General features: G+C 72.9%; 13 protein-coding genes. 2 read left to right on the top strand and 11 right to left on the bottom strand.

Features of this window, described 5'->3' with window-relative positions; translation table 11 throughout:
* Positions 1–3 precede the first annotated feature (3 nt).
* From AB0I22_RS11105 to AB0I22_RS11090, 4 genes are all read right to left on the bottom strand, one after another.
* Complete coding sequence (locus AB0I22_RS11105; RefSeq protein WP_363130428.1) at positions 4–969, bottom strand: ABC transporter ATP-binding protein; 966 nt, start codon at positions 967–969, stop codon at positions 4–6.
* Between the two features lie 222 nt (positions 970–1191).
* The gene (locus AB0I22_RS11100) at positions 1192–1410 is read right to left on the bottom strand and encodes an MbtH family protein (protein WP_363130427.1); all 219 of its coding nucleotides are present in this window, start codon (positions 1408–1410) and stop codon (positions 1192–1194) included.
* Between the two features lie 101 nt (positions 1411–1511).
* Positions 1512–2453 (bottom strand): TauD/TfdA family dioxygenase, encoded by a 942-nt coding sequence (locus AB0I22_RS11095; protein WP_363130426.1) that lies wholly within the window; start codon positions 2451–2453, stop codon positions 1512–1514.
* A 531-nt stretch (positions 2454–2984) separates the two neighbouring features.
* Positions 2985–4064: a ParB N-terminal domain-containing protein gene (locus tag AB0I22_RS11090; RefSeq protein ID WP_363130425.1), complete on the bottom strand. Its 1080-nt coding sequence runs from the start codon at positions 4062–4064 to the stop codon at positions 2985–2987.
* Positions 4065–4665: 601 nt separating this feature from the next.
* Here AB0I22_RS11090 and AB0I22_RS11085 point away from each other — a divergent pair.
* The gene (locus AB0I22_RS11085) at positions 4666–5229 is read left to right on the top strand and encodes a TetR/AcrR family transcriptional regulator (RefSeq protein ID WP_363130424.1); all 564 of its coding nucleotides are present in this window, start codon (positions 4666–4668) and stop codon (positions 5227–5229) included.
* Here AB0I22_RS11085 and AB0I22_RS11080 read toward each other — a convergent pair.
* The 7 genes from AB0I22_RS11080 to AB0I22_RS11050 form a co-directional block, all read right to left on the bottom strand.
* The gene (locus tag AB0I22_RS11080; RefSeq protein ID WP_363130422.1) at positions 5205–6380 is read right to left on the bottom strand and encodes a 4-hydroxybenzoate 3-monooxygenase; all 1176 of its coding nucleotides are present in this window, start codon (positions 6378–6380) and stop codon (positions 5205–5207) included. The genes AB0I22_RS11085 and AB0I22_RS11080 overlap by 25 nt on opposite strands.
* Positions 6380–7267 (bottom strand): alpha/beta fold hydrolase, encoded by an 888-nt coding sequence (locus AB0I22_RS11075; protein WP_363130421.1) that lies wholly within the window; start codon positions 7265–7267, stop codon positions 6380–6382. The genes AB0I22_RS11080 and AB0I22_RS11075 overlap by 1 nt, the downstream gene beginning before the upstream one ends.
* Positions 7264–8646 carry a 3-carboxy-cis,cis-muconate cycloisomerase gene (pcaB, locus tag AB0I22_RS11070; RefSeq protein ID WP_363130641.1) on the bottom strand — a complete coding sequence of 461 codons (1383 nt, stop codon included), beginning with the start codon at positions 8644–8646 and terminating at the stop codon, positions 7264–7266. Before pcaB ends, AB0I22_RS11075 begins: the two co-directional genes overlap by 4 nt.
* A gap of 148 nt (positions 8647–8794) precedes the next feature.
* Positions 8795–9400, bottom strand: coding sequence for a protocatechuate 3,4-dioxygenase subunit alpha (gene pcaG, locus AB0I22_RS11065; RefSeq protein WP_363130640.1), 606 nt, complete (start codon positions 9398–9400; stop codon positions 8795–8797).
* A gap of 70 nt (positions 9401–9470) precedes the next feature.
* Complete coding sequence (gene pcaH, locus AB0I22_RS11060) at positions 9471–10256, bottom strand: protocatechuate 3,4-dioxygenase subunit beta (RefSeq protein WP_363130420.1); 786 nt, start codon at positions 10254–10256, stop codon at positions 9471–9473.
* Positions 10253–11041 (bottom strand): CoA-transferase, encoded by a 789-nt coding sequence (locus AB0I22_RS11055; RefSeq protein ID WP_363130419.1) that lies wholly within the window; start codon positions 11039–11041, stop codon positions 10253–10255. Before AB0I22_RS11055 ends, pcaH begins: the two co-directional genes overlap by 4 nt.
* Positions 11038–11859 (bottom strand): CoA-transferase, encoded by an 822-nt coding sequence (locus tag AB0I22_RS11050; RefSeq protein ID WP_363130418.1) that lies wholly within the window; start codon positions 11857–11859, stop codon positions 11038–11040. The genes AB0I22_RS11055 and AB0I22_RS11050 overlap by 4 nt, the downstream gene beginning before the upstream one ends.
* Positions 11860–12152: 293 nt before the next feature.
* Here AB0I22_RS11050 and AB0I22_RS11045 point away from each other — a divergent pair, with 293 nt between their 5' ends.
* Complete coding sequence (locus tag AB0I22_RS11045; RefSeq protein ID WP_363130639.1) at positions 12153–13778, top strand: IclR family transcriptional regulator C-terminal domain-containing protein; 1626 nt, start codon at positions 12153–12155, stop codon at positions 13776–13778.
* The last annotated feature ends 12 nt before the right edge of the window (positions 13779–13790 follow it).

Here is a 13790-nt window from a genome sequence, read left to right as displayed (position 1 = left end):
CGGTCAGAGGACAAGTTGCTTCTCTCCGTGCGCGGCCTGCCGTTCCCCGAGTCCGGCCGGCGTTTTCCCGTACTCGACGCTCTCCGCGGTCAGTTCCATGTACGCCTCCTCCAAGGAGGCTTCCACTGCCCGCAGTTCATGAAGCCGTACGTGCCGCTCGTGGGCCAGGTCGCCCACTCGCTCGACGCTCAGGCCGGTGACGACCAGTTCGCTGGAGGAGTTCCATGTGACGTCGGCGGCCTCCTCCAGCAGCCGGTTCGCCAGCATGTGCAGGCCCTCGGCCTCGGGGCCGCGCACCTTGACGGAGTTGCGGGAGCTGCGCGAGAGGATGTCCTCCATCGGGGCGTCCGCGATGAGCTTGCCCTTGCCGATGACGATCAGCCGGTCGGCGGTCAGCTCCATCTCGCTCATCAGGTGGCTGGAGACGAATACCGTGCGGCCCTCGGCGGCCAGCGAGCGCAGGAAGTTGCGGATCCACAGCACGCCGTCCGGGTCGAGGCCGTTGACCGGCTCGTCGAGCATCAGCACCTCCGGGTCGCCCAGGAGCGCTCCGGCGATGCCCAGCCGCTGCCCCATCCCGAGCGAGAACGAGCCGGCCCGCTTGCCGGCGACCTCGCCGAGCCCCGCGACGCCGAGCACCTCGTCCACCCGCTTGGCGCCGATGCCGTGGCTGCGGGCCATCGCCAGCAGGTGCTTGTACGCGGTGCGCCGGGGGTGCACCGCCTTGGCGTCGAGGAGCGCCCCGACCTCCCGCAGCGGGTGCGAGAGGTCCGCGTAGCGCTTGCCCTTGATGAGGGCGGTGCCGGAGGTGGGGTGGTCCAGGCCGAGGATCATGCGCATCGTGGTGGATTTCCCGGCGCCGTTCGGCCCCAGGAAACCGGTGATCTTACCGGGCGCGACCTCCAGCGTGAGCTGGTCGACGGCGGTCTTCTCGCCGTACCTCTTCGTCAGGCCCTGCAGGGTGAGCATCGTGGTCCATGTCCTCTCCGGCGGTGCGTGGCAAGGACGCTACGGGCCGGTGAGTCCGTGGTCAGGAGTCCTTAGACAGGACCTGACCCCCACTTTCGTCAGGTGGCCGCGCTGCCGCCGGGGCGTTCGGCGCGGACCGCCCCGGCGCGCGAAAGGCGGCCGGCGCCGTGAGGCTCGTGCCCCGCGGTCGTCGGCCGCCTTCGCGCGCCGTCGGCGGACAGGTCAGGCGGATTCGCCGTCCATGGCCGCTATGAGGCTCTTGGGCCGCATGTCCGTCCAGTGCTCATTGATGTAATCCACGCACGCCTGACGCGCCGTCTCCTTCAGCGCCACCGTCCAGCCGGCCGGCACCTCCACGAACGCGGGCCACAGCGAATGCTGCCCCTCGTCGTTCACCAGCACCAGATAGGTGCCCTCAGCGTCCTCGAACGGATTCGTCATGGGAATTGCTCCTGTATTCGCGACGGCTGCCCGCGGGCAGCTCACAACATGTGGGTACGGGAAGGGGGCCGGGCAGCCAGGCAGCCGAGCGGCCGGGCCGGTCAGTCGGTCATCGCGACGAGCACCTTGCGGTCGCCCGTGAAGGGCCGCCGCCCGTGCCCGACGAGAACGTTGTCGATCAGCAGCAGATCGCCCTGGCGCCAGTCCACGTCGACGGCGGCTTCGAGCCCCCGGTCCCGTACCTGGATCGCGTACTCGCCCGGGATGGGGGTGCCGTCCGCGAAGGTCACCGACTGCGGCAGTTCGTCCGCCGGCAGCAGCTCGGCCAGTTCGGCCGCGGTCTCGTCGCCGAGCGCCGCGGGGTGCCACTGGTCCGACTGGTTGAACCAGACCTCCGCGCCGGTCACCGGGTGGCGGGTGGTGGACGGGCGGACCTGGCTCACCCGCAGGCTGCCGTCGCTCTTCCACTCCCACTCGGCGGCGGAGCCCGCCAGGAACGCCTCCACCGTGTCCCGGTCGCCGGTCTCGAAGGTGTCCTGCCAGCTCTTGCCCAGGCCGAGCCCGTCGTGCAGGTTCTGGGAGTAGCGCACGCCCTGGGCGAACGCGTCCCGCACCTCGTCGTCCAGCGACGCCAGCCACTTCACCCCGTCGACGACGGGGGTGGCGCCGCCGGAGCCCGGGGCGACGGCGCAGTAGAACAGCAGCCGCGACGGCCACTGGGCGCTGTAGGACAGCTCGTTGTGCATGGAAATGGTCAGTTCCTGCGGATATTCCGTGGAGGTGTAGACATTCTCCCCCACCTTGGTCCGCGGCGAATTCCCGTGCACATAGGCCAGCCGGTTCGGCAGCAGCAGGTCGAGTACGGGCTCCAGTTCGCCCTCCGGGACGGCGAAGTCCCGGAACACCACTGCCTTGTTCTCCACCAGGAGCGCGTCGAATCCCGGATGGCCCTTCAGATACTCCACCAGGCCGGCCGCCCCCGGCCGCGTCCCGACGTCCTCGGGGCGAATCTCCAGCGGCTTCCAGTCCTGCACGTCCGTCACAGCGAAACTCCCTCTTCCGCGGGCGTCCGAAAAAATTCCAGTGGGCTCTGTTCCCGGTCGCGGTATTCCGCGTATATACCCGGTGGCCGCAATCGGCGACAGCCGATGGAATCCCCCGCCCCGCTTTCGGCCCTCCGCATTACGCCGCGAAACTATCACCTGGGGGTAGGCGTGCCAACGCCGTTCGGGGGCCGTGCGCATGGCCGACCACGGCCGTCGGCAATTCCCCCGGCGAACCGTTCTCGCCGGTGATTCTCCGGCGGGCCTATTCGCCGCGCGGCGCGCATCCGAGAAGACGGTTCAGCGAACGCGCGTCCGTGGGCGCGGTTCCGTGGGCGTACGTCCGTGATCGCGGTTCCGTGAACGCGCGTCCGTGGGCGCGGCTCAGCGAACGCGTGCCCATGAGCCCCGTTCCGTGAACGTGCGTCCGTGAGCGCGGTTCCGTGAACGCCGTCGAGGCCGGCGGCGCCGAAGCGTCACCGGCCTCGACGTCACCGGCCTCCTTGGGACGTACGGACGCCCCGGTCGCGCTCAGGTACCCCGGAGCTCCAGCTCCTTCGCGAAGCGGACCCACTGCTCGGCGCAGGCGCGGGCGGCGCGGGCCACCGAATCGGCCCGGTGCCGGGGCACGCTGTCGACGAGCCGCCGCCACTTCTCCTCTTCGCCGATGGAGTGGGCGCTCAGCAGCCGCAGGAGCGTGCGTCCCGCCTCCGTCCGCAGCGACGGGTCCTTGCGCATGTTCGGCAACGCGGTCCCGGCGGCTGCGGTTCCGGCCGCCGGCCGGGCGTCGGGACGGTCCGCGCCGGACCGGGCCGCCGGCGCCTCCGCCGGGGCCGGCTCCTGCTGGGCCTCGGCCTCACGCAGCCTGGAGGGGACGGGGTCGCGGCCCTGGAGGAGCCGGTCCCGTACGTCCTTCGCGGTGGCGGGGGCGACCCCGGCCGCGTCGGCAATCTCCCGCAGGGAGGCGTGCGGGCGGTCGGCGATCACCTGGCTGGCGCGCCGCCGCCCTTCGGCGGAGTTGAGCGGGCGGGCCCGCCCATCGCGGCCGACTCGGGCGTTCAACTGCTCGATGCCACCGGTTGAACGCTTGCGCATCGACGCGATGGTGCTGGCGACGAGCCCGGTGGCGGCGGCGATGCGCCGGTCCGACCACTGCGGATGGCTGCCGAGGATACGGACGGCGGCCGCGGTGCGGTCGCTCTGGGAGAGCGGCAGCCCATTGGCGACATTCAGTTTGACCGCGAGAACAAACGCGTTGTCCTCGGTGCCTTCGAAAAAGCGGACTTCGATGCACTCCGCGCCGCTTACCTGGGCTGCGCGGAGCCGGTGCATTCCGTCGATTACGCGCATCGTCGAGCGGTGCACGATAATGGGTGGAAGTGGAGCATCCAATTCCGCGAGAACCTGAATATGCCCGTCGTCCTCACCCGTGGTGCGCGGTGAGTCGGCGGGCAACAGGGAATCGATGGGAACCATCGTCGTGAGAACCGGTTTCGAGGAGCCGCCGCTGCGCTGGCGGACCATGGCCGCGGCCGGGCTCTGCACGGTGGCGACCGCGGTGGCGGCGGCCGGTACGGGTACGGTCGTAGAGGAGGCCAAATACAAGGCCATCAGAGCCTCCACGCCGTGGATTCGTTCCCAACGGACTGGTGAATCCTTTGAAGGTGAGACCCGCGAGGGGTGCGCCTCCATGGATGGAGAGCTGCGTCAAAGAGCTGCCTCTGGCCGCCCCCAACGGCTTCATGGCTCCCCGGACCGCCACTGATCAGAGTAGGCACCGGCCTCTCAAAGGTGACCGGTATCCCATCGGTGGGAGTTTCGGAGTGGTTCATGACGTGATAGCTCCTCCTAGCAATGACCGGCGCATCGCGGTGGTGCCATGTTTCGCCACTGTCCGTATGCGCCCCCGTCTCGGACATCGAGACGATGGTTACTTCGCAGGCGGAATGTGTCAACTTACTTTCGGTCATAGGCTCGCGGACCAAAGGGTGATCTAGGTACTCTCTTTCATTCCCGTTTTCGGCCCGTTCGCGGCAATCCTTCGAGGTCGGCCGGGTATCCGCGAGCGGGCCCCGGCGGAGGCCGTTCGCTCCCGTACGTCCGGCCGTACAAGGATCGTTCACAGCCTCTTCGCACTCCGCCCCCACGACGACCCCCGCCCTGTGGCCGGTACAGTGAGAGAACGATTGTTCTCTCACAAGGCAGGTCTGCTGTGGATCCCGATATCGCCCGGAACCGGCTGCTCGACGCGGCCGAGGAGCTCTTCTACGGGCGCGGGGTGCAGGCGGTGGGCATGGACGAGATCCGGTCCGCGTCGGGCGTCTCGCTCAAGCGCCTCTACCAGCAGTTCCCCTCCAAGAGCGACCTGGTCGAGGCCTATCTGCGGCGGCGCGACACCCGGTGGCGCGAATCGCTGGCCGCCTACGTGTCCGAGCGGACCGGCCCCCTGCCGCGGGTGCTGGCCGTATTCGACTGGCTGCACGGCTGGTTCGCCGAGCCCGGTTTCCGCGGCTGCGCGTTCTTGAACGCCTTCGGCGAACTCGGCGGCGTCTCCCCTGCCGTCGCCGCCGCGGCCCGCGAGCACAAGACCGCGTTCCACCGCTATCTGGCGGAGCTGACGGCCGACGCCGGGGCGCCGCCCGAACTGGCCGGCCAACTGGCGCTGCTCGCGGAGGGGGCGATCACCACCGCCGCCGTCTCCGGCTCCCCCGAACCGGCCCGGCAGGCGCGGTCCGCCGCCGAGGCACTGCTTCAGTCGAAGGGCAACCCGGCGTAGTTCAGGGCGAGTTCGGTGGCCGCCGCCGTCGAGGAGGCGATGCGGTCCAGCTGCGCGAGCTGGAGGCGTGTGATGAACGGGGACTGCTCGGGCTCTGTGTGCAGGGTGGTGGTCATGAAGTACGAGAAGTGCTCGGCCCGCCACACCCGGCGCAGACAGGTGTCCGAGTAGGCGTCCAGCGCGGCGGTGGAGCCGGTCTCCTTCAGCTCGGCCAGCGCGCGGGCGAGGACGACGACGTCGCCGACGGCCAGGTTGAGGCCCTTCGCACCCGTGGGCGGCACGATGTGCGCCGCGTCGCCGGCCAGCAGCAGCCGCCCGTGGCGCATCGGCTCGGTGACCCAACTGCGCATTGGCAGCACCGACTTGGCGGTGATCGGGCCCCGTTCGAGGTGCCATGCCCCATCGAGGGCGAAGCGGGCGTCGAGCTCGTCCCAGATCCGCTCGTCGGGCCACGCGGCCGCGTCGTCGTCGCTCGGCACCTGGAGGTAGAGCCGGCTGACGGTGGGCGAGCGCATGCTGTGCAGCGCGAAGCCGCGCGCCGAGTGGGCGTAGATCAGCTCCTCGCAGGAGGGCGGCACATCGGCGAGAACACCCAGCCAGGAGTACGGGTAGACCCGCTCGTACATCCGTCGCACGCTGTCGGGCACGGCGTCCCGCGCGACGCCGTGGAACCCGTCGCAGCCGACGACGTAGTCGCACTCCAGCGTCTGCTCGCGGCCGCCGCGCAGGAAGCGGACCACGGGCCGCCCGGTGTCGGCCCCCTCGACGGACAGCGCCCGCGCCTCGAAGAGCAGCGGCCCCCCGTCGGCGACCTGAAGGGCGATCAGGTCCTTCACCACCTCGGTCTGCGCGTAGATCATCACGCTGCGGCCGCCGGTGAGCGAGGGGAAGTCGATCCGGTGGGCCCGCCGGTCGAAGCGGAGCTCGATGCCGTGGTGGACCAGCCCCTGACGGTCCATCCGCTCCCCAGCGCCGCACGCGCGCAGGATGTCGACGGTGCCCTGTTCGAGGACTCCGGCCCGCTGGCGGTGCTCGGCGTAGGCGCGGTCGCGGCTCTCCAGGACGACGCTGTCGATGCCCGCGCGGTGCAGCAGCCGGGCGAGCAGCAGCCCCGCGGGCCCGCCGCCGATGATCCCGACGGTGGTGCGCATCAGCTCCGCCCCGATCGTTCGCGGGCCGCGCGGCCGGTCGCGTCCGAAGCCGACGCGAAGTGGGCCCGTAGCGCCGCCGATACGGTCCGCGGCCGCTCGACGCCCGCGAGGTGACCGGCGTGCGCGATCTCCAGGAGGCACGCGCCGGGGATGCCGTCGGCGAGTTCGCGGGCGTGGGAGGGCGGCGTGGCCTGGTCGTCGCGGCCGGCGAGGACCAGGGTGGGGGCGGTGACGCGGGGCAGTTCGGCACGGAGGTCGTAGGCGGCCAGCGCGTCGCAGCAGGCCGCGTACCCGGCGGGGTCGGCGCTGCGCAGATCGTCGAGGAGCCGCGCGCCCGGCGGGCGCTCAGCCGTCGTGGGGCGGCTGAACCAGCGCCCGGCGCTCGGCCCGACCAGCGGCCCGGTGCCCTCGGCGCGCACGCTCGCGGCCCGTTCGCGCCACGCGGCGCCGTCGCCGAAGACGGCGGAGGAGCACAGGAGGGCGAGCACGGCGACGCGGTCCGGGTGGTGGACGGCGAGGTGGAGCCCGACGGCGCCGCCGAGGGAGATCCCGGCGTAGCCGAAGCGGTCCCAGCCCCGGTCGTCGGCGAGGCGCAGGACGAGCGCCGCGAGGTCGGCGACGGTCGCCGTGCCGTCGCCCGGTACGAGGCCGGCGGCGGAGCCGCCGTGGCCGGGCAGGTCCCAGCGCAGCACCGGGCGGCCGGGGGTGAGCGCGGGCAACTGGGGTTCCCAGACGGCGAGCGAGGTGCCGAGGGAGGGGCCGAGCAGCAGCGGCAGCCCCCTGTAGCCGTTGCCGCCACTGTCTTCGTTGATGTCATCGCCGCTGCTGCCGCTGTCGTCGCCGTCGCGGGAGAGATCGCCGGAGAGGGTGTGGTGAAGGCTGGTCATGGGTCCGTCCTGGGCAGGCGTCGAAGGGCGCGGTCGGTCAGTTCCGGGGCGCGGCCGAGGTAGCCGGCCGGGTCGGCCAGTCGCCGGAGCCGGTCCTCGGGGACCTTCTTCAGGAGCCCCGGTTCCTCGGCGGCGAGGGCGTCCGCCAGCGGTACGCGCTCGGCCGCGGCGCGGCGGGCGGCGGCGGTGAGGAGTTCCTTGGCACGGGCGCGGCCGAGCAGTGGGCTCAGCGCGGCGGCGATCCGCTCACTGGCTATCAGACCGCCGGTGGCATCCAGGTTTTCGCGCATGCGCTCCGGGAACACCGCCAGCCCGGCAGTGAGTTCGGCGGCCTGTCGGGCCGCTCCGCCCGCGATTCGCAGGAGTTCGCGCAGGGGCTGCCACTCCGCGTGCCAGGGCCCGGCCGGCCGTTCGTCCTCGGCGGCGAGTGAGGCCACGAGGATCGCGGCGAGGGCGGGGGCCTGCCGGGCCGCGGCGGCGATGAGCGCGGCCCGCACCGGGTTGGTCTTGTGCGGCATGGCGGACGAGCCGCCGCCGTCGCCCTCCGCCACCTCGCCGATCTCGGTGCGGGAGAGGACGAGCACATCGGCGGCGAGCTTGCCGAGGGCTCCAGCGCAGAACGCGAGCGCCGCCGCGAGGTCGGCGACCGGCGTACGGAGCGTGTGCCAGGGCAGGTCGGGTTCGGCGAGCCCGGTCTCGGCGGCGAACCGGCCGAGCAGCCGCAGCGCGCCGCCCTGGGCATCAAAGGTCTCAGAGATGTCAAAGGTGTCAGAGGTGTCAAAGACATCGAACGCGGCCAGTGTTCCGGCCGCGCCGCCGAGTTGGGCGGGCAGCGCGGCCCGTACGGCGGCGAGCCGGTCGTGGGCGTCCAGGATCAGGGCGCGCCAGCCGGCGGCCTTGAGGCCGAAGGCGGTGGGCACGGCGTGCTGGGTCAGGGTGCGGCCGGGCATGGGGGTTGAGCGGTGTGCGGCGGCCAGTTCCGCCAACGACTCGGCTGCGCAGGCGAGTTCGCCGGTGATCGTCGGCAGGGTACGGGCGGCGACCAGCATCAGGGCGGTGTCGAGGATGTCCTGGCTGGTGGCGCCGCGGTGCACGTACGGCGCCGCCGCGGGGTCCGTACGGGCGACGGCCGCGGTGAGGTCGGCGACCAGGGGGATGACGGGGTTGCCGCCGTCGCGGGCGCGCAGGGCCAGGTCCCGTACGTCGAAGGCATCGGCGCGGGCCGCCGCCGTGACAGCGTCGGCCGCCTCCTGGGGGGCCTGGCCGACGGCCGCCTGCGCCCGGACGAGGGCTGCCTCCGCGTCCAGCAGAGCGGCGAGGTACGCGGCGTCCCCGGTGGCGGCCTCGACGGCGGAACCGGCCCGGGCGGGGGCGAGCAGCCCGGCGTCCAGGCAGGCCGTGTCGACGGTGCCCGGGTGGGCCGTCCGGGCGCGGGCCGCCGCGGTGTGAGCCGTCTCAGCGGAATTCCGGGCGGAATTCCCACCGGAATCCCCAGTCGGACCCCCAGCCAGATCCCCAGGCGGATTCTCAGCGGAATTCAAGGAAGACCGTCTCTTCCTCGCCTTGCAGGCGGATGTCGAAGCGGTGCAGGCCGTGCGGTTCGGCGACGGCCAGGAGGGTGCGCCGCCGTCGCGGGGTGAGCGAGGCCAGCAGCGGGTCGGTGTCGAGGGCGGTGGTCCCGCCCATTGTCCGGTCCGCCGCCTCGGGCGTGAGATAGGCGCGCGTGAAGAGGTGGTGGAGCAGGCCGCGGGCGAAGACGCACACGCTGATGTAAGGGGCGTCGCGGCCGCCGGTCGGGCCGGGCGGGAGCGTGCGGACGGCCCAGTGGCCGTCGGCGTCGGTGGCGCACCGGCCGAACGCCGTGAAGTCCGTGCCGTTGCGGCCGGGGAAGCCGCCGGCCAGGTCGCGGCGCATGGAGCCGGGCCGGCCGCGGAGGGCTCCGTCGGGACCGGCCTGCCAGGTCTCCACGAGGGCGTCCGGTACGGGGTCGCCCGCGCCGTCCAGGACGCTGCCGTGCAGGGTGATCGCGTCGGGCCGTCCGGCGGGCGCCACGTCCGCGCCGCCGGTGAAGGGCAGCGCGTAGCCGTAGAAGGGGCCGACGGTGTGGGAGGGGGTGGGGCGGTACTCGCCCATAAGATCGGTGTTCACCGCGTTTCGCCTCTCGTCGGAGGGTGCCAAAGGGTGCGGGGCCGCCGCCGGTCCCTCAGTGTCCGGTCTCGTTCCACATGACCGACGGGCCGTCGAGAACGATGTCCCAGCGGTAGCCGAGCGACCGCTCCGGCCGGGAGAGCGTGTGGTCGTAGACGGCGACGAGGCGGTCGCGGGCGGCGTCGTCGGTGACCGACTGCAGGATCGGGTCGTGGGCGAAGAGCGGATCGCCGGGAAAGTACATCTGGGTGACCAGGCGCTGGGTGAAGGCCGTGCCGAAGACGGAGAAATGGATATGGGCGGGGCGCCAGGCGTTCGTGTGGTTGCGCCACGGGTAGGCGCCGGGCTTGACGGTGGTGAAGCTGTAGCTTCCGTCGGCCCCGGTCAGCGTCCGCCCCGCACCGGTGAAGTTGGGGTCGAGCGGCGCCGGATGACGGTCCCTCAAGTGAGCGTAGCGGCCTGCCGCGTTGGCCTGCCAGAGCTCGATCAGCTGCCCGCGCACCGGCCTTCCCCGGCTGTCGAGCAGCTTGCCGGAGACCGTGATGCGCTCGCCCAGCGGCTCCCCGGCGTGCTGGACCGTCAGATCGTCGTCGCACTCGGTGATGTCGGTGGGTCCGAAGACCGGGGTGTGCAGCTCCACGGTCTCCGGGTCGCCGGCTATGGCCACCAGGGGCTGCCGGGGGTGGCGCAGCAGGCTCGACCGGTAGGGGGGATAGTCGCGGGCGGGGTGGTCGGCGGGCGGTGCGCCTGCGGTACGCGCCGTGGCGTAGGCGGCGCGCAGCTCGGCGATCTCGGCGCTGATCTCCGCCTGCGTGGGCGGCCGGGAGGTCCCGTGGTTCACGCCTGGTCCCTTCCCGCCGCCTTGAGGGCGCGCAGCTCGCGGAGTTCTTCGGCGGTCGGCGGCGCGGTGACGCCGACCGGGTCGGCGGTCCGCAGCTCCCAGCCGGTGGCGGCCCGTACCTGGTCGGCGGTGACGCCCGGGTGCAGTTCGGTGAGGGTCAGCTCGGAGGTGGCCGGGTCGGGACGGAGGATGCCGAGGTCGGTGATGACGGCGACGGGGCCGCGGCCGGGCATGCCGAGCTTCGTACGGTCGTGGGGTCCGTAGCCGTGGCCGAGGGTGGTGACGAAGTCGAGCCGCTGGACGAAGCCGCGGGTGGAGTGCCGCAGCACGAGGAGCACTTCGCCGCAGTTGGCGGCGATCTCCGGCGCGCCGCCGGCGCCGGGCAGGCGGGCCTCCGGTTTGCCGGGGCCGCGGTCGACGACGGTGGTGTTGACGTTGGCGAACCGGTCCACCTGGGCGGCGCCGAGGAAGCCGACGTCGATCCGGCCGCCTTGGAGCCAGTAGTTGAACACCTCGGGCACGGGGACGACGGCGTCCGCGGTGTCGGCCAGTTCGCCGTCGCCGATGGACAGCGGCAGCCGGGTGGGCTTGGAGCCGATGGTGCCGGATTCGTAGATCAGCACAAGGCGGGGGTTGACGGTGCGGCGGGCGAGGTTGGCGGCGGTGCTGGGCAGTCCGATGCCGACGAAGCAGGTGCGCGCGCGGGCGAGCGCGCGGGCCGCGTTGATCTCCATCAGCTCGTCGCTGGTGAACTCCGCCCTCCCGACAGGGTTTTGATCGGTCATCGGGCCGGGGCTCCTTCGCTGTGCACGTTCTCCGTCAGCCAGGTCGCGAACGCCTCACGGTCGCGGGCGATGGGGTCCCAGGCCCGGTAGAAGGCGTTGTCGCGGACGGAGTATCCGCTCGCGTAGGAGGGGTGGGCGCCGCCGGGCGCGGGGACGACGGCGTCGACGGTCCAGCCGGGCAGCACGACGGCGCCGGGCGTGGGCGGCAGTTCGTCGACCAGTTCCTCGACGGTGACCAGGACGCGGCGCGCGGCGAGCGCGGCCTCCTTCTGGACGCCGAGCACGCCCCACAGCTGCACGTTGTGGTCGCGGTCGGCGCGCTGGGCGTGGATGACGGTGACGTCGGGGTTGAGGGCCGCGACGGCGGCCAGTTCCTCGCCGGTGAAGGGGCAGACGACGGTGGACACGGTGTCCGTGCGGGTCGCGAGGTCGGAGCCCCGGTAGCCGCGCAGGACGGCGAAGGGGAGCTTCGAGGCGCCGGCGACGTAGCGGTTGGCCATGCCGGCGTGGCTGTGCTCGTCCAGTTCCAGCGGGCGCGGCCAGCCGTTCTCGACGGCGTCGCGGAAGCGGTGCAGCGAGCCGACGCCGGGGTTGCCGCCCCAGGAGAAGACGAGCTTCTTCACCAGGCCGGCGCCGATGAGCTGGTCGTAGATGACGTCGGGGGTCATGCGGGCGAGCGTGAGGTCGGTGATGCCCTGCCGGATGATCTCGTGCGCGGCGGCGAACGGGATCAGGTGGGTGAACCCTTCGAGGGCGACGGTGTCGCCGTCGTGGATGAGTTCCGCTACGGCGTCGCGCAGGGTTCGGGTCGCGGCCATGGTTCCCTTCGCTTACTGCTGTTCGCCTGATGAACTTTCGTTCATAATGGGTCGCGGACGAGTCTCTGCCCGTGCGTTCTCGGGTGTCAATGGCCCCGGCCAGGAGATGCCGGGAAGATCTCCGGCGGGCCGGGGCCGGTCCGTCCCCGTCCCCAGCAGCCCCGTCCCCGAGGAGCCCCTCCGTGCCCCACCCGCCAGCCGCCGCCCCGGCCGACGCCCCCGGCCCGGCCGGCCCCGCCTCCGACGCGGCGATCGTCGGGCCGCTCGAACGCGGGCTCGCCGTACTGCGCGCGATGTCGGCGCCGGACGGTCACCGCCTGCGCCCCAGCGATCTCGTGCACGCCACGGGACTCGCCCGCTCGACGGTGGACCGCGTCGTCGCCACGCTGGTCCGCGTCGGCTATCTGCGTGCCGCCGGACGCGACATCGAGCTGACGCCGCGTCTGCTGGAGCTCGGCGACGGCTATCTGACGGCCAGTGGCATTCCGGCGGCGCTCGGCACGTCGGCGGCCCAACTCGCCGACGTGTTCGACGAGTCGGTCTCCGTGGCCGTGCCGGACGGGGACGGGGTGCGGTTCGTCGCCCAGCACACCCGCCGCCGCACCATGTCCCTCGCCTTCCGCATCGGTGATCTGCTGCCCGCCGAACGGTGCGCCGCCGGCGCGCTGTTCGCCGCCGGCTGGAGCGCCGAGGAACACGCGGCATGGCGCGAGCGGCGGCGGACCGACCCCGCGGACGCCGGCTTCCCGTCCGTACCGCCCCGGCACGGCCCGGAAGGGACCGCAGAAGCCGCGGCGCGCATCGAGGCCGACTTCGAGCGGCGCCGCGATGAGGCGGCCGAGCGCGGCTGGGCCGCGGACGACGGGCTGATCGAACCCGGTCTGATCGCCGTCGCCGTGCCGGTGACGGACGCCGCGGGCCGCGTCGTGTGCGCGGTGAGCGTGGTCAGCCACACCAGTCGGCACACGGTCGCCTCACTGGCCGCCGCCGTCCTGCCGAGGCTGCGGGAGCGGCTGCCGCTGATGGCCGAGGCGCTGGCGGCGGCGCCCGTGAAACCCCTCGCCGCCGCTCCCCCGGCGCCGCGCGCGGCCGGGGAAGAATCGCGCGCGGCCGGGGAAGAGCTGGGCGCGGCGAAGGCGGAGCTGGGCGCGGAGTACCTCCAGTCGCTCGCGCGCGGGCTGGCCGTCCTGCGCGCCCTCGGCGAACGGCCCGGCGGCATGTCCCTGGCACGGGTCGCGGAGGCGACGGGCCTGCCCCGCGCGACCGCCCGGCGCGCGCTGCTCAGCCTGGAGCGGCTCGGCTACGCGGCCTCGCGCGACCGGCTCTTCCGCCCGCTGCCCCGGGTTCTGGAACTGGGCTACGCCCAGCTGTCGGGGCTCGGCTTCACCGACGTCGTCCAGCCCCATCTGGAATCCCTGGCGGCGCGGGTGCGCGAGTCCGCCTCGATGGCGGTGCTGGACGGCGACGACATCCGTTACATCGCGCGCGTGCCCACATACCGGATCATGAGCGTCAACATCCGTGTCGGCACCCGCTTCCCCGCCTACGCGACCTCGATGGGCCGGGTGCTGCTCGCCGGGCTGCCCGCCGATGAGCGCGCGGCACGGCTCGTACGGGCCGAACCGCGCCCGCTCACTCCGCACACCGTCACCGATCCGCGCGCCCTGGCCCGTATCCTCGACGCCGCCGCGGACGGGGGCCACGCCCTCGTGGACGAGGAGCTGGAGGAGGGGCTGCGGTCCGTCGCCGTCCCCGTGCGCGACGGCTCCGGCCGCGTCGTGGCCGCGCTGAACGTCTCCACCCACGCGGGCCGGTGCACCGCCGAGGAGACGCGGGCCGCGCTGCTGCCCGCCCTCGGCCGCGCGCAGGCCCAGTTGGAAGCGGACCTGCGCGCGTGGCGGGGCGGGGCGCCGGGGTGAGGGCCGTAGCGG

It is taken from the genome of Streptomyces sp. NPDC050610, assembly GCF_040654875.1.
GTDB lineage: Bacteria > Actinomycetota > Actinomycetes > Streptomycetales > Streptomycetaceae > Streptomyces.
This window is presented reverse-complemented; position numbering and strand designations above follow the sequence as displayed.

Bases quoted from the DNA above. Each gene is read 5' to 3' on its own strand.
- AB0I22_RS11105 (WP_363130428.1), bottom strand. From the start codon at position 969: ATGCTCACCCTGCAGGGCCTGACGAAGAGGTACGGCGAGAAGACCGCC.
- AB0I22_RS11100 (WP_363130427.1), bottom strand. From the start codon at position 1,410: ATGACGAATCCGTTCGAGGACGCTGAGGGCACCTATCTGGTGCTGGTG.
- AB0I22_RS11090 (WP_363130425.1), bottom strand. From the start codon at position 4,064: ATGGCCTTGTATTTGGCCTCCTCTACGACCGTACCCGTACCGGCCGCC.
- AB0I22_RS11080 (WP_363130422.1), bottom strand. From the start codon at position 6,380: ATGCGCACCACCGTCGGGATCATCGGCGGCGGGCCCGCGGGGCTGCTG.
- AB0I22_RS11075 (WP_363130421.1), bottom strand. From the start codon at position 7,267: ATGACCAGCCTTCACCACACCCTCTCCGGCGATCTCTCCCGCGACGGC.
- pcaG (WP_363130640.1), bottom strand. From the start codon at position 9,400: ATGGGCGAGTACCGCCCCACCCCCTCCCACACCGTCGGCCCCTTCTAC.
- AB0I22_RS11055 (WP_363130419.1), bottom strand. From the start codon at position 11,041: ATGACCGATCAAAACCCTGTCGGGAGGGCGGAGTTCACCAGCGACGAG.
- AB0I22_RS11050 (WP_363130418.1), bottom strand. From the start codon at position 11,859: ATGGCCGCGACCCGAACCCTGCGCGACGCCGTAGCGGAACTCATCCAC.
- AB0I22_RS11045 (WP_363130639.1), top strand. From the start codon at position 12,153: ATGTCGGCGCCGGACGGTCACCGCCTGCGCCCCAGCGATCTCGTGCAC.